12 protein-coding genes and 1 pseudogene are annotated in these 17,141 nt (G+C 72.8%); 8 read left to right on the top strand and 5 right to left on the bottom strand.

The features are described 5' to 3' along the window. The first annotated feature begins 13 nt into the window (after positions 1 to 13). The 3 genes from HNR22_RS27560 to HNR22_RS27550 all read left to right on the top strand — a co-directional run bounded on the left by HNR22_RS27560 (position 14) and on the right by HNR22_RS27550 (position 4,465). Positions 14 to 2,407, top strand: a complete 2,394-nt coding sequence (locus tag HNR22_RS27560) for a phosphoketolase family protein (RefSeq protein ID WP_179782800.1) — start codon at positions 14 to 16, stop codon at positions 2,405 to 2,407. A gap of 11 nt (positions 2,408 to 2,418) precedes the next feature. Further along, positions 2,419 to 3,276, top strand: coding sequence for a universal stress protein (locus HNR22_RS27555; RefSeq protein WP_179782799.1), 858 nt, complete (start codon positions 2,419 to 2,421; stop codon positions 3,274 to 3,276). Between the two features lie 193 nt (positions 3,277 to 3,469). Beyond that, positions 3,470 to 4,465: an Acg family FMN-binding oxidoreductase gene (locus HNR22_RS27550; RefSeq protein WP_179782798.1), complete on the top strand. Its 996-nt coding sequence runs from the start codon at positions 3,470 to 3,472 to the stop codon at positions 4,463 to 4,465. An 8-nt stretch (positions 4,466 to 4,473) separates the two neighbouring features. On the opposite strand, the gene HNR22_RS27545 is transcribed toward HNR22_RS27550, so the two are convergent. Then, entirely contained in the window at positions 4,474 to 5,466 is a 993-nt protein-coding gene (locus HNR22_RS27545) for an NAD-dependent epimerase/dehydratase family protein (protein ID WP_179782797.1), read from the bottom strand. A gap of 181 nt (positions 5,467 to 5,647) precedes the next feature. Between HNR22_RS27545 and HNR22_RS27540 the strand changes: the two genes are divergently transcribed. From HNR22_RS27540 to HNR22_RS27525, 4 genes are read left to right on the top strand one after another with little or no spacing between them, the layout of a single operon-like run. Further along, positions 5,648 to 6,580, top strand: a complete 933-nt coding sequence (locus HNR22_RS27540) for an ABC transporter ATP-binding protein (protein ID WP_179782796.1) — start codon at positions 5,648 to 5,650, stop codon at positions 6,578 to 6,580. Continuing rightward, positions 6,577 to 7,299 carry an ABC transporter ATP-binding protein gene (locus HNR22_RS27535; protein ID WP_179782795.1) on the top strand — a complete coding sequence of 241 codons (723 nt, stop codon included), beginning with the start codon at positions 6,577 to 6,579 and terminating at the stop codon, positions 7,297 to 7,299. Before HNR22_RS27540 ends, HNR22_RS27535 begins: the two co-directional genes overlap by 4 nt. 7 nt (positions 7,300 to 7,306) lie before the next feature. Continuing rightward, a complete protein-coding gene (locus HNR22_RS27530; protein WP_179782794.1) occupies positions 7,307 to 10,474 on the top strand; it encodes an FtsX-like permease family protein in 3,168 nt (1,055 codons plus the stop codon). Then, positions 10,471 to 13,230 (top strand): FtsX-like permease family protein, encoded by a 2,760-nt coding sequence (locus HNR22_RS27525; RefSeq protein ID WP_179782793.1) that lies wholly within the window; start codon positions 10,471 to 10,473, stop codon positions 13,228 to 13,230. The genes HNR22_RS27530 and HNR22_RS27525 overlap by 4 nt, the downstream gene beginning before the upstream one ends. A 195-nt stretch (positions 13,231 to 13,425) precedes the next feature. Here HNR22_RS27525 and HNR22_RS31515 read toward each other — a convergent pair. The 3 genes and pseudogenes from HNR22_RS31515 to HNR22_RS27510 all read right to left on the bottom strand — a co-directional run. Continuing rightward, positions 13,426 to 13,734 (bottom strand): annotated as a pseudogene (locus tag HNR22_RS31515) (ISL3 family transposase); the annotation flags it as partial. 14 nt (positions 13,735 to 13,748) lie between these two features. Next, positions 13,749 to 14,018 (bottom strand): transposase family protein, encoded by a 270-nt coding sequence (locus HNR22_RS27515; RefSeq protein ID WP_179782791.1) that lies wholly within the window; start codon positions 14,016 to 14,018, stop codon positions 13,749 to 13,751. Between the two features lie 185 nt (positions 14,019 to 14,203). Continuing rightward, positions 14,204 to 14,767, bottom strand: a complete 564-nt coding sequence (locus HNR22_RS27510) for an MFS transporter (protein ID WP_179782790.1) — start codon at positions 14,765 to 14,767, stop codon at positions 14,204 to 14,206. 932 nt (positions 14,768 to 15,699) lie between these two features. Between HNR22_RS27510 and HNR22_RS27505 the strand changes: the two genes are divergently transcribed. Further along, positions 15,700 to 16,392: a TetR/AcrR family transcriptional regulator gene (locus tag HNR22_RS27505; protein ID WP_179782789.1), complete on the top strand. Its 693-nt coding sequence runs from the start codon at positions 15,700 to 15,702 to the stop codon at positions 16,390 to 16,392. Here HNR22_RS27505 and HNR22_RS27500 read toward each other — a convergent pair. Beyond that, a complete protein-coding gene (locus HNR22_RS27500; protein ID WP_179782788.1) occupies positions 16,358 to 17,107 on the bottom strand; it encodes an alpha/beta fold hydrolase in 750 nt (249 codons plus the stop codon). The genes HNR22_RS27505 and HNR22_RS27500 overlap by 35 nt on opposite strands. Positions 17,108 to 17,141: the final 34 nt, after the last annotated feature.

The raw sequence follows: 17,141 nt of genomic DNA, 5'->3' as shown, positions 1-17,141 counted from the left end.
AGGCTTACGCAGCATGGACTCCGCTGTTGACCTGCACAGCCCTCTGACCGAAGACGAACTGCGCCGGCTGGACGCCTACTGGCGCGCCGCGAACTACCTCACCGTCGGGCAGATCTACCTGCTGGACAACCCGCTGCTGCGGGAGCCGTTGACAGTCGACGACATCAAGCCGCGGCTGCTCGGCCACTGGGGCACCAGCCCCGGGCTCAACCTGATCTACGCCCACCTCAACCGGGTGATCGTTGCGCGCGACCTGAACGCCATGCTGGTCACCGGCCCCGGGCACGGCGGCCCGGCCATCGTGGCCAACACCTGGCTGGATGGCACCTGGTCGGAGCGCTACCACGACGTGGCGCGCGACGAGGCCGGGATGGCCAAGCTGTTCCGCCAGTTCTCCTTCCCGGGCGGCATCCCCAGTCACGTGGCGGCGGACGTGCCAGGCTCGATCCACGAGGGCGGTGAGCTGGGGTACGCGCTGAGCCACGCCTACGGCGCCGCGTTCGACCACCCGGACCTCGTGGTGGCCTGCGTGATCGGCGACGGCGAGGCGGAGACCGGGCCACTGGCCGGCAGCTGGCTCTCCAACGTGTTCCTCAACCCGGCCCGGGATGGGGCGGTGCTGCCCATCCTGCACCTCAACGGCTACAAGATCGCCAACCCGACCGTGCTGTCCCGGATCCCCGAGGCCGACCTGCTCGACCTGATGCGCGGCTCGGGCTACCAGCCGTACGTGGTGGCCAGCGACGACCCGGCCCAGGTGCATGGCACGCTCGCCGCGACGATGGACCGGGCACTGGACGAGATCGCCGAGATCCAGCGGCGGGCCCGCTCCGGCGGTGTGGTCGAGCGCCCGCGCTGGCCGATGATCATCCTGCGGACGCCGAAGGGCTGGACCGGTCCCGCCGAGGTCGACGGCACCCAGGTGGAGGGCACCTACCGCGCCCACCAGGTGCCGCTGTCGGGTGTACGCGACAACCCGGCGCACCTGGCCGAGCTGGAGCACTGGCTGCGCAGCTACCGACCGGAGGAGCTGTTCGACGCCACCGGCGCGCCGGTGGAGGAACTGCTGACGCTGCCGCCGCACGGTGACCGGCGGATGAGCGCCAACCCGGTCACCAATGGTGGCCTGGTGTTGCGCGACCTGGCCCTGCCCGACTTCCGCGACTACGGGCTGGAGGTCCCCGAGCCGGGCACGCCGATGGCCGGCGCGACCGGGGTTCTCGGTCCGTGGATCCGAGACGTGATCAGCGCCAACCCGCAGACGTTCCGACTGTTCGGCCCGGACGAGGTCGCCTCCAACCGGCTGGGTGCCGCGTTCGAGGTGACCGACCGGGCGTGGGTGGCCGCCACCGTTCCCGGCGACGACCACCTCTCCCCCGACGGCCGGGTCATGGAGGTGCTCTCCGAGCACCTGTGCCAGGGCTGGTTGGAGGGCTATCTGCTGACCGGTCGGCACGGTGTGTTCACCAGCTACGAGGCGTTCATCCACATCGTCGACTCGATGCTCAACCAGCACGCGAAGTGGCTGAAGGTGACCCGGGCCATCCCCTGGCGGCAGCCGCTCGCCTCGCTGAACTACCTGCTGTCCAGCCACGTCTGGCGGCAGGACCACAACGGCTTCTCGCACCAGGATCCGGGCTTCATCGACCACGTGGTCAACAAGAAGGCCGAGGTGGTGCGGGTCTATCTGCCGCCGGACGCCAACACCCTGCTCGCCACGATGGACCACTGCCTACGCAGCCGGCACTACATCAACGTGGTGGTGGCCGGTAAGCAGGCCGCGCCGAACTGGCTGACGATGACCGAGGCGATCCAGCACACCCGCCGCGGGCTGGGCATCTGGGACTGGGCCAGCAACGACGACGGCAGCGAGCCGGACGTGGTGCTCGCCTGCTGCGGGGACGTGCCCACCCTGGAGACGCTGGCCGCCGCCGAACTGCTGCGCCAGCACCTGCCGGAGCTGAAGGTCCGGTTGGTCAACGTGGTCGACCTGATGCGGCTCCAGCCGGACACCGAACACCCGCACGGCCTGCCGGACAAGGAGTTCGACACGATCTTCACCCCGGACCGGCCGATCATCTTCGCGTACCACGGTTACCCGTGGCTGATCCACCGACTCACCTACCGCAGGACCAACCACGAGAACCTGCACGTCCGCGGCTACAAGGAGGAGGGCACCACCACCACCCCGTTCGACATGGTGATGCTCAACGACCTGGACCGCTTCCACCTGGTCATCGACGTCATCGACCGGGTGCCCGGGCTGGGCGCCCGTGCCGCGCACCTGCGCCAACGGATGGTCGACGCCCGACAGGCGGCCCGCGACTACACCCGCCAGTACGGCGAGGACGATCCGCAGGTCGCCGAGTGGCGCTGGGTCCGCGAAACCGACCCGACCAATCCCTGAAGGAGAACGACGTGCGCGACGCGGAGATCCTGGTCGGCTACGACGGCTCCACCGACGCCTCGGTGGCCCTCGGCTGGGCGCTGGAGGAGGCGCGGCACAGCGGCCAACCGGTGCGGCTGGCGTACGTCTTCGAGTGGTTGACCGTGGCCAGCTGGGTCGGCCCCGGTGTGGCGCCCGGCGTCTGGCCGGACGACACCGCTCGCCGGCAGGTCGAGGAGCTGGTCCGCAAGGCGGCGGCCGACGCCGCCGCCGCGAACCCCGGCCTGCGGATCACCGGCGAGGTGTACGACGGGCCGCCCGCCCTGGTGTTGCAGGAACGCTCAGCCGAGGCGGGCATGCTGGTGCTCGGCAGCCGAGGGCACGGTGGCTTCGGTGGTCTGCTGGCCGGGTCGACGGCGATATCGGTCGCCGCGCACGCCCATTGCCCGGTCGTCGTGGTCCGGGACGGGGCCGGCAGCGCTCCGGCCGACGCGTCGACCGGCCGGGTGGCCGTCGGTGTGGACGGCTCGGGACCGTCGCTGGTGGCGCTCGGCTTCGCGGCCGAACGGGCGGCGCAGCGCCAGGTGCCGCTGCGCGTCCTGCACGCCTGGACACCTGGCCCCGGCGGGGCGGCCGGTGTGCCCGACGAGCGGGCCGCCGTGGAGCAGGCACTGGAGCCGTGGCGGCGGACGTACCCGGATCTGGCCGTGACGGTCGACCTGGTCCCGACCAGCCCGGCGGCGATGCTGATCGAGTCGAGTCGCGACGCGCAGCTGGTGGTGGTCGGCAGCCGGGGCCGGGGCGGGCTGGCCGGGATGCTGCTCGGCTCGGTCAGCCAACAGCTCATCCAGCACTCCAACTGCCCGGTGGCGGTGGTCCGGGAACGCTGACCTCCGCCGGCCCGGAGCGCCGTACCCACGGTGTCGAGGGTTTCGGACCGGGGTCGGCGGGCGGACCGGCCCGCCGAGGTCGGGACCTACGGCCCTGCGGTGACGCCACCGGTGTGCCACACGATGGTGCGGCAACCCCCGCACCACAGAGGCGTCGTGAGGCACGATGAGCAGAGACGGAAAGGTCGTGACCATGAGTCAGGAGAACCAGCTGACCACCGCGCTGGCGGAGGCCGCCGCCACCGCCGGCCACGCCCCCTCGGTGCACAACACCCAGCCGTGGCGTTGGCGGGTGCTGCCCGACGCGCTGGAGCTGCGCTCGGTCGCCGACCGGCAGCTCGCCGCCACCGACCCGGAGGGTCGGCTGCTCGCGATCAGCTGCGGCACCGCCCTGCACCACGCACGGCTCGCGTTGGCGGCCGAGGGGTGGCGCGCCGTGGTGGAGCGGCTGCCCGACCCGGCCGACAGCGAGCTGCTGGCCCGGCTGACCGACCTGAGCCAGACAAAGGCAGACCCGGACGCCATGCACATGGTGCAGTGCATGCAGGTCCGGCACACCGACCGGCGGCCGGTCAGCGACGAACCGGTGCCGTCCACGGCGATCGAGCAGATCACCCGGGCGGTCAACGCGGAGGGCTGCCAGTTGCAGATCCTCGACCGCGACCAGATGTTGGAGCTGGCCGCGACCGCCAGTCACGCCGACACGGTCGAGGCCGAGGACCCGGAGCTGCGCGCAGAGCTGAGTTACTGGACCAGCCGCGCCGGCGAGGGCACCGGCCTGCCAGCGGAGGTGCTGCCTGAGCAGCCACCGCAGACCACCGTGCCGGGTCGCGACTTCGGCCGCCCCGGCAGCCTGCCCGTGGGTCCCGGCCACGACCGCATGGCGGTGTACGCGATGCTGCACGGCGACGAGGACGAACGGGACAGCTGGTTGCGTGCCGGGGAGGCGCTGTCCGCCGGTTGGCTGACCGCCACTCGGCTCGGTGTGTCGGTGGTGCCGCTCAGCGCCGTGGTGGAGGTGCCGGGCACCCGGCAGACCCTGCGGCAGATGCTCGCCGGGATCGGCTTCCCGTACATCGTGCTGCGGTTGGGCATCGCGGACCCGGCACAGTCGGGCCCACCGCACACGCCGCGACTGACCACCGCGCAGGTGGTCGACACCTCCGCGGTGCGCGGCGGGCAGGGCTGACGGGACGGTCAGCCGGCGAGCACCGCGGCCTCCCGGGCCGGGTCCAGCCCGATCGAGCTGTGCAGCGGTCGCCCGGCGCGGGAGGGCACGGTGCCGACCTCGCGTAGCCACCGCCAGGTGTCGTCGACCGTCTCGGTCACCGGCCGGCAGGTCAACCCGGCGGCGAGAGCGCGGGTCACGTCCCGCTCCAGCAGCCCCCGGTACGGGTGGCCGGTCGGCAGCCAGATCGGCAGATCGTTCCACGCCAGCACACCGGCGGCGAGGATCGTCGCCGGATCGGTCCAGCGCAGCCGGGCGTCGGCACCGGTGGCAGCCACACACGCGTCGAGCAGCTCACCCATCGTGGTCTGCCCGGGACGACCGGTCGCGTTGAACGTGCCGCCCAACCGCCGGGCGCCCGCGTCCAACATCCACCCCGCCAGATCGCGAACGTCGACGTACTGCACCGGCAGGTCGACCGGCCCGGGCGCGAGCACGTCGCCGCCGCGCTCGACGCGCCGCAACCACCAGGGCAACCGGCCGATGTCCTCCCCCGGGCCCAGGATCAACCCGGCCCGGGCGACCAGCGCGCGGTCGCCGAAGACCTCCCGCACGGCACGCTCGGCACCGGACTTGAGCTGCGGGTAGTCGCCGTCGACGGCGCCCGGGTCGGCGTCCACCACCGGGGAGTCCTCGCTCAACCCGGGTGCGGCCGGGTCGGTGTAGACCGACCCGCTGGACACGTACACGTAGTGGCCGACCGCGTCGACCAGGACGCGGGCGGCGTCGCGGGCAGCGCGCGGCGCGCCGTCCCAGGTGTCCACCACCAGGTCCCACTCGCCGCCCGCCAGCGCCGCCAGACCGTCCGGCGCGGTGCGGTCACCCCGCAACCGGTGTACGCCCGGGGGCACCGAGCCGTGCAGACCTCGGTTGAACACGGTCACCGACCAACCCCGCCGCACGGCCTCGGTGACCGTCGCCCCGCCCACGAAACCCGTACCACCCAGCACCAGCAGTCTCATGCGCTCGACAGTGCCGGCGCGGCCCGGCGGGCGGCACCCCGTTTCACCGGTAGCGGATCTGCCCGTGGCAGAACCCGCCCGGGTCCGGTGGTCGGGAGATTCCGCCCGGGGCATGGTCAACGGAGCCACCGATTGCGAAACTGCTTCAATCTGCGTGAGCACAACCCGGACGGAGCAGGGAATGTCCAGCACACCGCTGTCCCTGCCGCAGCCATCCGCACGGGCGCCCGAGTTCGGCCGGGACGCGCTCATCGTCTGCGAGAACCTGGTGCGGATCTACCAGACCGGTTCGATCGAGGTGCAGGCACTGCAGGGCCTGGACCTGGCCGTGGAGAGCGGTGAGCTGGTCGCCGTCGTCGGTGCCTCCGGGTCGGGCAAGTCGACGCTGCTCTCCATCCTGGCCGGCATCGACGCCCCCACCGCCGGGCGGGTCCGGGTCGAGGAGTGGAATCTGCTGGCGATGTCCCGCGCGGACCGGGTGGACTACCGGCGGCACACCGTCGGGTTCGTACGGCAGCAGACGGCGAGCAACCTGATCCCCTACCTGACCGCACAGGAGATGGTGGACCTGCCGATGACGGCGGCCCGCACCGCGATCAAGGAGCGCCGGGAGCGCGCGGCCGAGCTGCTGGACAGCCTCGGTGTCGCCGACTGCGCCGATCGGCGCCCCGGGCAACTCTCCGGAGGGCAGCAGATGCGGGTCGCGATCGCGGTGGCGCTGGCCAACCAGCCGCGGGTCCTGCTCGCCGACGAGCCGACCGGCGAGCTGGACGCCGCCACGTCAGCGGAGGTCTTCGGCGTGCTGCGGGACGTCAACCGGCGGTACGGCGTCACCGTTGTCGTGGTGACCCACGATCCGCAGGTCAGCAGCCAGGTCGAACGGACCGTCGCGATCCGGGATGGGCGCACCAGCAGCGAGGTGCTGCGCCGCACCACCACCGACGCCGAGGGCGACACGCACATGATCGCCGAGGAGTACGCCGTGATGGACCGGGCCGGGCGGGTCCAGGTGCCCCGCGAGTTCCGCCAGGCGCTGGCGCTGACCCGACGGGTCCGGCTGGCCCTGGAACCCGACCACATCACGATCCGCCCCGACTCGGGAAGCGGCGAATGAGCAGCGAGCCGTTGCTCAGCGTGCGTGGCGTACACCGGCGCTTCCGCACCGGGCCGACCGTCGTACACGCCCTGCGCGGCGTGTCGTTCGACGTGGCCGCCGGTTCGATGGTGGCGCTCGTCGGCCGGTCCGGCTCGGGCAAGACCACCCTGCTCAACGTCATCGGCGGCCTGGACCGCCCGGACGCCGGCACCGTGCACGTGGACGGCACCGACGTCACGGCACTCGACGAGGACGGCCTGTCCCGGCTGCGGCGCGAGAAGGTGTCGTACGTCTTCCAGAGCTTCGGGTTGATCCCGGTGCTGTCGGCCGCGGAGAACGTCGCCGCGCCGCTGCGGATGGCCCGCATCGCCCCGACCGAGCGCGAGCGGCGGGTCGAGCTGCTGCTGGAGCTGATCGGCCTGGCCGACCACGCCCGGCAGCGGCCGGCCGAGCTGTCCGGCGGCCAGCAGCAGCGGGTGGCGATCGCCCGCGCGCTGGCCGCCTCGCCCCAGCTTCTGCTCGCCGACGAGCCCACCGGGCAACTGGACGCCGAGACGGGCCTGTCGGTGATGGCCCTGCTGCGCGGGATAGTGGAATCCGAAGGCGTCACCGTACTGGTGTCGACGCACGACGCGGTGATGATGGCCCTGGCCGACCGGGTGATCCGCATCCACGACGGGCAGCTCGACGAACAGACGGCCGGGCAGCCGGACGCGCCCGTGCCGGACGCCGGGTGACCCGACGATGCTGAGGCTGGTCAGCCGGCGCGCCCGCGCGCAGTGGCCGTTGCTGGCAGCCCTCCTCGGTGTCGTCACGATCGGCGCGACACTCCTGGGCACCTGCACTCTGCTGGTCACCCGCACCGCCGAGCGGGCGCTGGAGGTCGCCATGGCCCGCGCCGCCCCCGCCGCCGTCGACGTGACCGTCTACACCGGCACCGTCGAGGGCCGGGACACGCGGTCCGTCGCCGCCGACACCCGCACCGCGGTGGCCTCCGCGCTCGCACCGTTCCCGGTGACGACAACCGCGTGGGCGTCGACGGTGCTGCGAGCGCTGCCGCCCACGCTCGCCAAGGGCACCACCGTCGGAGCCCAGGCGTACCTGTCCGGGCTGGACGACCTGCCGGCCCGAGCCGAGCTGGTCACCGGGCACTGGCCACAGCACCCCGGCGACGCGGTGCTGCTGGAGTCCACCGCACACCTGCTCGGCCTCACCCCCGGTCACCGGGTACGCCTGGGCGCCGAGCTGGCCCACCCGCCCGTCCCGGCCATCGACGTGACAGTCGTCGGTGTCGTACGCCCGCTGGCGGGGCGCGGCTGGGAACGCGACCCGCTGGCCGCCGCGGGCTCCGCCACCGGCTACCGGGACGGCCGCTTCCTGCAGCCGGTCAACGCCTACGGCCCGTTCCTCGTCGACCTCGCCGACCTGGTCACCACCGGTGCGACCGTCGACCGGATGGAGGTCACCGCCCATCCGGACCTGTCCCACGCCAACCGCCACGACCTGGAGACCGTGGCCGGGGCCGTCGGCGGTGCCGACCGCCGGTTGGCCGGCACCCTCGGCGACCGTGTCACGCTCGCCCGTGTCGCCTCCGACCTGCCGCTGACCCTGCGGGCCGCCGACGACCAACGGCACGTCACCGCCGCCGTCGTGCTCGCCATCGCCGCCCTCGGCGGTGTCCTGGCCGCGACGGCACTCGTCCTCGCCGGCCGGCTGACCGTGGGCATACGCGCCGACGAGACCGCCCTGCGGTCCGCCCTGGGCACCAGCCGTCGCCAACTCGCCGCCACCGCGACACTCGAGGCTGGGCTCGTCGCCGCCGTCGCCGCCGCGCTCGCGACACCGGCCTCGTCGGCCCTGCACGCCGGCCTGACCCACCTGCCGCCGCTGGACGGCGCCGGCCTGACCGTCCGGCCGGCCATCGCCGGTGCCCAGGTCCTCGCGGTCGCCGGCGGCGCGCTGGTGCTCGCCGCCGTCCTCACCGTCCTGGCGATCCGGCCCGTCCCGGCAGCCGGCGACCGGGGCACCCGCCGCGAACTGCTGGCCCGATCCGGCGCCGACCTGGTGCTCGCGGTGTTCGCCGCCGCCGGATGGTGGCAGCTGTACGCGCAGTCCACCGCCGCCAACCCACGCGCCGACGCGGTCCGGGTGCTCGCGCCGGCGCTGCTGCTCACCGCAGGCGCCGCCCTGGCTCTCCGGGTGGTACTGCCCGCCCTGCGCGGCGCCGAACGGCTGGCGTACCGCACCCGTGGGCTGGCGCTTCCGCTGGCGGCCTCCGAGGCCGCCCGCCGGCCACAAGCGGTCGCCGCCGGGTTGCTCGTCGGACTGGCCTGCGCGGCCGGAACCTTCGGCCTCGCCTTCGACAACACGTGGCACCAGTCGCAGCGCGACCAGGCCGCGCTCTCCGTCGGCACCGACCTGGCACTCACCCTCAGCACGGCGCCGGTCGCCGGAGAGGGCGCGGTCGTCAGCGCGGCCACCTCGGGGGTGGTCAGTCCGGCCCTCGACCGTGGTACCACCGTCGGTCAGTGGCTCGGCACCGCCGGCGATGCGCCGCGCCTGGTCGCCGTCGACACCACCCGCGCCGACGCGCTGCTGCGCGGGCGGCTGGACAGCGACCGCGGATGGGCGGGCGTCGGCACCACGCTGGCGCCACGCACCCGGGTCACCGGCCTCGCCATCGGGAAAGGTGCCCCGCTCGCCCTGAGCGGAACCGCCGACGACGACGCACCGCTCACCGTGACGCCCCGGCTGCTGCTGCAGGACGCCAGCGGCCTGCGCACGTCCTGCACCGGTCCCGCCGTACCGCTCGACGGCCGGGAGTATCGGCTGCCGGCCTGCGCGACGGCTGACGGGCTGAGCCTCGTCGCTGTCGCCCTGCCGGTCACCGCCGACGCGGTTGGCGGACCCGTCGCCGTAGCCGTCACGCTCACCGTACCGCCCGCCGGGTCGACGGAGAGGTCCACTGACGGATCGGACTGGACCGCCACGTCCGCGCCGCCCGTCCCGAGCAGGTTGAGAGACCCGACCGTCATGGTGTCCGCCACGCCGGGGGGATCCGCGCTACGGATGGCCGCGACCGTCGACCTCGGCGGCGCCGAGGACGCCGCCCGAACCCTCGTCGCCACCGCCTTCCCGGACCCCGGCCCGGTGCCCGTCGCCGTCTCCGCCCGCTTTGCCAGCGAGGTCGGTGCCGGGAGCGGCAGCCAGCTCAGCGTCACGGTTGGCATCACGCCCGTCCCGGTCGTCGTCACCGAGGTCGTGCCGACCGTACCGTCCGCCCCCGGCGCCGTCGCCGTCCTGGCCGACCTGGACACGCTGTCCCGCGCACGCGCCGTCACCGGCGACCTGACGTTCCCGGTCGACGCCTGGTGGGTCGGCCACCCAGCCGGTCCCGGTGCCGCCGAGCGGGCCACCGACCTGCACCTGGGCACCGTCGCGACCCGCGAGGCGGAGACCGCCCGCCTCACCGGCGGCCCGCTGCGCGCCGGGCTGCCGGCCGCGCTCCGGCTCATCGTCCCGGCCGCGACCCTGCTGCTGCTCGCCGGAGTCGTCCTGCACGTCACCTGTGATCTGCAGGTCCGCGCCGTCGAGGTGGCGCGGCTGCGCGGCCTGGGGATGTCCCGGCGCGGCATCCGGGCCGTGCTGCTCGGCCAGCACGCCGGCATTCTGCTGCCCCTGCTCGCGGCGGGCGCCGTCGTCGGCGCGCTCGCCACCCGCGTCGTCGCTCCCCTGCTCGTGCGCTCCGACACCGGTGCCGCGCCCGTCCCGGCCACCCAGCCACACTGGCCGTGGCCAGCCGAGGCCGCACTGCTCGCCGTACTGCTGGCCGGATGCATGCTGGCGGTCGCCGTCGTGATCACCGTCCAGGTCCGCCGGGCCGACGCCGCGCACCTGCGGGTGTCGCCGTGAACCGGTGGCTGACCCGCCGGTGGCCGGCGCTGCACTGGCCCAGCATCCGCGGCCGTGGCCGTACCGACGCGGGGCCGCTGCTGCTCACCGCCGCCGTCATCGCGGCCGTCACGCTGCTCGTCGGGGTCGTGCCGGCGCTGCTGCGCGCCGCCGCCGACGACGCCGTCCAGGACACGGTCCGCCGCACCGGCCAGAACTCCAACGTCCTCGTCCACGCCAACTGGGAACGCGACGACGGGCCGACCGGCGGACGGGTCCGGATGCCCCGCCTCGCCGAGGAGGTCGACGACTTCCGCGCCCAGGCGACCTACGCGCTCGGGCCCGACCTGGACGCCGCGCTGCTCCCACCCGTCGCCGCTGTCAACGGCCCGGTCCTCAGCATCACCGGCGGCAGCGTGCCGCGTACCTTCCAGTTCACCTACCTGGCCGGTGACCTCGGCGGCCCGGACCTGACCTGGATCGCCGGCAGCCCACCCGGCCCCACTGTCTCCGACGAGTACGTCGAAACCCCCTACGACGGACCGCCCTGGCCGGTGCAGGTCGGCCTCTCCGAGGAGGACGCCACCGCGCTCGATCTCGGCCCCGGCGACCGAATCCCGGTCAGGGACGGCCACGGTCGCGACAAGGACGTCCGGATCAGCGGGATCTACCGACCCGCGGACAGCGCCGACCCCGCCTGGCGACTCGCCCCGGCGCTCCTGCGCCCCGTGTCCGGCGCCGACGGCGTGGGCATCACCCGGTTCGCCGGCCTGCTGTCGCGCGAGTCGTTACCGGACGCCCGGCTCGCCATCGACGAGGACCAACTGCGACGCACCGTCCACTTCGCACCCGTTCCCGACGCGCTCAGCTGGGACGCCACCGCGGCGCTCGCCAGCCAGGTGGTCAAGCTCAAGGCAGCCTCCGGATCATCAAGCGACCGCGGCCAGACCCTGAAGTGGGAGTCGCAGCTCGACGCCGCCCTGCGCGACGCCCGTACGCGCAGCAGCGCCGCTTTCGCACAGGCCGCCGTCCTGCTCACCGGGGTGCTGACCGCCACGGTACTGGTCCTGCTGCTCGCCGCTGACCTGCTGGTCCGCCGCCGCACCCCGGTGCTGAGCGCCGCCCGGCAGCGTGGGGCGGCGCTACCCGACCTCGGTGCGGAACTGATCATCGAGTCCACAGTGGTGTCCCTGTCGGCCGCCGCCGTCGGGCTCGCGCTCGCCCGCGCGGCCGCTCCGGGTGTCTCCTGGACCTGGGCCGTCCCCGTGGTCCTGGCCGGTGCCGTCGCCGGGCCGGCATTCGGCACCCTCGCCGCCGCCCGCGCCAGCCGCGACCGGCGCCAACCCGCCAACCCGGCCGCTCGGCGCTGGATCCGGGCCACCGGCCAGCTGCGCCGCGCCGCAGTGGAGGCCGCTGTCCTGATCGCCGCGATCGCCGCCTTCGTCACACTGCACCAGCGTGGGCTCCTGCCCGTCGCCTCCGACGGCGACACCGGTGAGCTGACCGGCGACCTGATACTGCCGATCAGCGCCCTCACTCTGGGCGCGCTCGTCGGCGCGCTCGTCCTGCTCCGGCTGCTGCCCCTCGGGGCGCGGTTCGCGCTCCGACAGGCCCTGCGCTCGCGACGCCCACTGGCGGTGTTCGGTGCCGCCCAGGCGGCCACAACGGCCGGGCGCGCGCTGCCGCTGCTGGTTCTGGTCAGCACCACGGCGCTCGCGTCGGTCGCGCTCATCCTCGGCACCACCGCCACCCGGGGTCTGGACGACGGCGCGTGGAGCACCGTCGGCGCCGACGCCCGCCTCGACGTCGGCGCCGACGCCGAGGCCGCCACGCCCGCACTCGCCGGGCGCATCGCCGCCGCGCCCGGGGTAGGCCAGGTCGTCGTCGCGCAGGTGACCGACTCGGCACGCGTCTTCACCGAATCGACACTGCTCACCCCACGCCTGGTCATCGTGGACGCCGCCGCGTTCCAGCGCCTGCTGGCCACCACTCCGCTGCCCGACGTGCCTGCGCTGGCCCGGCTCACGGCACCCGGTCCTGGCCCTGGCGACGTCCCTGCGCTGGTCCGATCGAGCGACGGCAACCTGCGGGCCGGCACGCAACTGCAGCTACCCCGCGACGGTGCCCCGGCGATTCGTCTCGCCGCAGTCGGTACCGCTCCCTCCGTCGGCGGCGCCGACGACGTCGTCATCGTGGACGCCGAGGCCCTCGCCGACGCCGGGCTGCCCGCCGTTTCGAACACCGTCTGGGTGACCGGCCCCGGCGCGGCGCGGGCCACGTCGAACACCGGCGTCGCCGCCGACGTGGTGCTGCGCGCGGACGTCCTGCGGGCGCAGCGAGTGGCTCCGCTGACCGCAGGGCTGCTACGGCTGGCGTGGACGGCCGCCGCGGTGCTGCTGGCGCTGGGGTTGCTCGGCCTCACGCTCGCCGCCGCCGCCGGTGCGTCGGAGCGGTGGCAGACCCTGACCCGGCTGCGGACCCTCGGCCTGCGGCCACGCGACGCCCGCTGGGTCGCCGCCGGAGAGCTGCTGCCGCCGGTCGTGGTCATCGCGGTGTGCGGCCCGCTACTCGGGGCCCTGCTCGCACGCCTGACGCTCGGCCCGCTCGACCTGCGGCTGCTCACCGGCCAAGCCACCGAACCGGCGGCGGTCCTGCCGTGGTGGCTGCTGGGCCTGGTGAGCGTGGCGCTGCTGGCGGCGGCCGCCACAGTCGTACCTGTCGAGTCGGCGCTGCGGCGACGCGACCGGCTGAGCGAGGTACTCCGCGCCGGCGAGTAACCGGTTACTGGCAGAGCCGGGTGGTGCCCGGCGGCCAGGTTGGTGGACCGTAGTTGGCAGAATAAGAACCGCATACCCGCAGCTCAGGGGCCAATCGTCACGCTACGGGCCGTCCGGCACCGCACATCCTGACCGTTTCAGCGACCGCCACCAGCCGTAGCGCCGCTGTCCTGGTCACCCGACCACCACTCGCCGTTCGGCCAGGTTGTGCCACAGATGCCAGCGATCAGCGACCTGGATAGCGTCCGGTGCGCCGGTACGCGCGCCGTCGGCATAGGCGCCGGCCCGGTCCCGGCAGATCACCTGCACCCCCGGATGATCCCGCAGCCAGGCGGCGAGGGTGTCGGCTTCGCGGTCGGCGAGGACGTCCACCGGGCGGTGCGTGTCCATGTCGATCAGGATCGTGCCATAGACGTGCCCGCGGCGCAGCGCGAAGTCGTCCACTCCGAGCACCCGCACAGCCACCGGTTCGGGATCGGGCAGCCCTCTGATCAACCGCAGCATCGTGGATCGGGAGATCACCACCCCGAGACGCTCGGCCAGCCGGACGGCCGCCCGAGCACCTGCAGGGCCGCGGCCAGCAGCAGGCTGCGTCGCCCGTACCGGAAGGTCAACTCCGGGACCTGCTCGGCGAACCGGCGGATCCCGCAGGTGGCGGCTTCGCAGACGAACAGCCGTACCCGCAGTTTGATCTCCACCCGGCGACCGCCCAGCGCCATGTCGGCCAGCCGGCGCTCATAGCGGCGGTGCACCCTCGCACTGGCGACGCCGCAACCCGGACACTCCACCTCCTCCAGCGTGCTCCGAGCCCAGATCCGCACCCCACCCGCGAGCTGCTCTACTCGGTCGACAGCAACCCCGGCAAGGTGCGCAGCACCACTGCCAGGCAGTCATGATCACACCCGCACGACCATACACAGTGGACGAATTCAGGGTCCAGTCTCGATCAACTAAAGCGGGCCAGATCCAGTTTTCAGGCGTCGTTGACAAGGCCGTACTGCCATGCGGCGAAGCCGAGGTCGCGCAGCATGAGAACGACCAACAGGGGACTGACGGCCAGGATGCAGCCACCGAAGATCATCGCGTTCCAGTACAGGCCGGTCAGCCCTCGATGCCGGAAAATGTACCGCCATCCCGCGGTGACGTCGCGGGTCCAATGACTGTCGGTTCGCCGCAGTGGTGGAGCGGGCTCGGACTCGCGTAGCTGCCGCAGCAGCAACGCGGAGATGAGGAAGCTGACCGCATCCAAGACCATCGTCACGGTGGCGCCCAGCCACGAAATGAGGACGCCACCAACGGCGGGACCGATCGTGTTCACGGACCACAACGTTGTCTCGAACCTGCCGTTGGCGGCCCCTCGATATGGCTTGGGCACCAGGGTCCGCAACTGCGCGACACCGGCCGCGTCGAACACCATCCGCGCGACCATCTGCACTACCGTGACCAAGCACAGCTGCCAGTAGGTCAACATGCCGAAGAGGGCGGCCACCGGGACAGACGCGAGTACGACGAACTGCAGCAGATCTGCGGTGATCATCACGTAGCTTCCGGTGGTGCTCGATCCATGGAGCCAGCGGCAGTGCCATGACAGCGCTCACTACGCTGGCGAGCACGCTTAAAAGGGAAACCTGGAAGTCCGATGCCGCGAGCGTCAGGACCGCGATGATCGGTAACGCCGAATACCCCAGGGCGCTGCCTGCCTCGCTCACCGCGAATGCCGCCCACCGCCACCGGAAATCACGGCGCCAACCGCCGTCAATATCGGACCCGGCAGCAGAGGGGATCGCGGCCGGCCCTGCCGGCTCAGCAGTAGCCACCGCCGGACCCTTCCAACAAGCCACCCGCGGGGACAAGCACCCACGCCGCAAGCCTTCAAGATCAAGGCACTCAACTGCCGCCGAGCGCGTGCAGCGGCCGACTGATGGCCGTTACGTCGCGTGATGCAGGCTGGGTCGGTCCGGCGCACGCTCGTGCCGAAAGTAGTGCGGCGGTCAGGCCAAGAGAGTCAATGCCGCCCTTGCCGACGCCTTACGTGGTCCCATTCCGTTCTCCTGGCCAAGGCCTCGATTTGCCACAGGCCTGCATGGTGCTCACCGCTCGTCGAACTGAGGTGTTGGCCGATCTCGACCAACACCGACAACGCCGTGGCGTTCAACCAGGCACGCTAGGTTGAGGTCGACACGAGCCGGAATCCGTCGTCAGACTCCATCGCCAGTTCGTCCAGCAGTGGGAGGCCCTTGCGTGTGAGCCAAGCGATCTGCGTGTCGGCTTCCAGCGCAAGCACGGCGACACGACCGCACCCATGAGGCGTGCCTCCAGTGGTGTTTCCTAGGGGGGCGCTAGATAGTCTTGATGTAGCGGCAACGGCCGGGGCTCTCGTCCGTCGCGCTCAGCATGGATCCCACCGGTGGCCGGTGCTCGGATGGGATGCTCCTCAAGACATGACCGGTGCGCAGAGAGGACTCGACTATGCCGACGGCGACGTGGGAACGGCTTCCCGAGTCTCGTCGCGCTGCAGTGCTCGCGGCGGCCGAGGCGGAGTTCGCCGAGCACGGGTTCTCGGCGGGCAGCCTGAACGTCGTTGCCCGCAACGCCGGCGTATCGAAGGGCAGCCTTTTCCAGTACTTCCACGACAAGGTCGACCTCTACGCCTACCTCTCGGAGCTGGCAAGCCAGCGAATCCGGGCTGCGATGGAGGAGCAGATCCCCCACCTGCCGTGGGATACAGGCTTCTTCGCGGCCTTCCGTGAGTGGGCCCGGGTCTGGGTCGCCTACTTCGATGACCACCCTCTCGACCTCGCCTTCACCGCCGCGGTCAACCTCGAACCGGAGGGCACCGCCCGGGTCGCGGTCCGGGCAGTCGCTAACCGGCACTACGTCGAGGTCCTCACGCCGTTGCTGGAGTTGGCCCATGAGCGCGGCGAGCTGCGGGCCGACGCCGACCTGGACGCGATCCAGGCGTGGCTGCTCCTGCTGCTGCCACACCTTGCCCTCGCCCCGCATCACCCGGGGCTGGATCCCGTACTCGATCTCGCCTCGTCAGACCTCGCCGAACGGCAGGCCTCCATCGAGCGGCTGCTTGCGCCGCTGGAGGCGGCCTACGGGACCTCCGGCCAGGCTCACCCGATCAGTACGGGGCCGGCGCTCGCCGAAGCCAGGTGAGCATCGCCTCCGCGGGCCGCTCCCAGCCCGCGTCGAGCATCAGGTCGTGGCCCATGCCGGGGAACTCCTGCACTTCGGCGTGGTAGCGACGGGCCGTTGCCCGGATGCCGCCGAGGGGGACGAGGCGGTCGTCCGGGGTGGCGAGGACCAGCACGGGCGGCTTGCCGCGCGGGAGCGGCGACGGTCGATGGAACAGCAGTTGATACTGGGCCAGAGACGATTCCGGACCGCACCGCGCTGAGTTGCGTGTCGCGTCGGCGGTGGAGAGGCCGGTGAAGAGGTAGTCGGGGCGCAGGGGCAGGCTTGCCCCCAGCATCAGACGCAGCGCGTCAACGGGATGGCGCCGGGCGATGCTGACGAGGGACCCGACGGCTGGCCGAGCCGGGACCGGCGCGACCAGCACGGCTGCCCGGGCCGCGTAACGGGCGAGCGCCCGCTGCACCACCAGCCCTCCCATCGAATGGCCGATCAGGACGACCCGGCGCGGGAACGTCGCCGCGACCCGGACCACGTCGTCGACGTAGGAGCCAAGCGTCGCCCATCGCAGCGACCCGCCGCTTGCGGCGTGGCCCCGCAATGACACGGCGGCGGCGGGGTAACCGGCATCCACGGCGGCGTCGAGCCAGTGTTCCCAGCACCAGGCGCCGTGGCCGAGGCCGTGCACGAACAGCAACGGCGGGCGGTTCTCGGCGTCGACCGGGGCGCGTCGGATCACCTCCAGGGCAGGCCGCCGGCCAGAGGACGGTGTT

It is taken from the genome of Micromonospora jinlongensis (genome assembly GCF_013410645.1).
Lineage (GTDB): Bacteria > Actinomycetota > Actinomycetes > Mycobacteriales > Micromonosporaceae > Micromonospora > Micromonospora zamorensis.
Note: the sequence above shows the minus strand (reverse complement) of the source record. Positions and strands in the feature narration are given on the sequence as shown.

Bases quoted from the DNA above. Each gene is read 5' to 3' on its own strand.
- HNR22_RS27560 (WP_179782800.1), top strand. From the start codon at position 14: ATGGACTCCGCTGTTGACCTGCACAGCCCTCTGACCGAAGACGAACTG.
- HNR22_RS27550 (WP_179782798.1), top strand. From the start codon at position 3,470: ATGAGTCAGGAGAACCAGCTGACCACCGCGCTGGCGGAGGCCGCCGCC.
- HNR22_RS27545 (WP_179782797.1), bottom strand. From the start codon at position 5,466: ATGAGACTGCTGGTGCTGGGTGGTACGGGTTTCGTGGGCGGGGCGACG.
- HNR22_RS27540 (WP_179782796.1), top strand. From the start codon at position 5,648: ATGTCCAGCACACCGCTGTCCCTGCCGCAGCCATCCGCACGGGCGCCC.
- HNR22_RS27535 (WP_179782795.1), top strand. From the start codon at position 6,577: ATGAGCAGCGAGCCGTTGCTCAGCGTGCGTGGCGTACACCGGCGCTTC.
- HNR22_RS27530 (WP_179782794.1), top strand. From the start codon at position 7,307: ATGCTGAGGCTGGTCAGCCGGCGCGCCCGCGCGCAGTGGCCGTTGCTG.
- HNR22_RS27510 (WP_179782790.1), bottom strand. From the start codon at position 14,767: ATGATCACCGCAGATCTGCTGCAGTTCGTCGTACTCGCGTCTGTCCCG.
- HNR22_RS27505 (WP_179782789.1), top strand. From the start codon at position 15,700: ATGCCGACGGCGACGTGGGAACGGCTTCCCGAGTCTCGTCGCGCTGCA.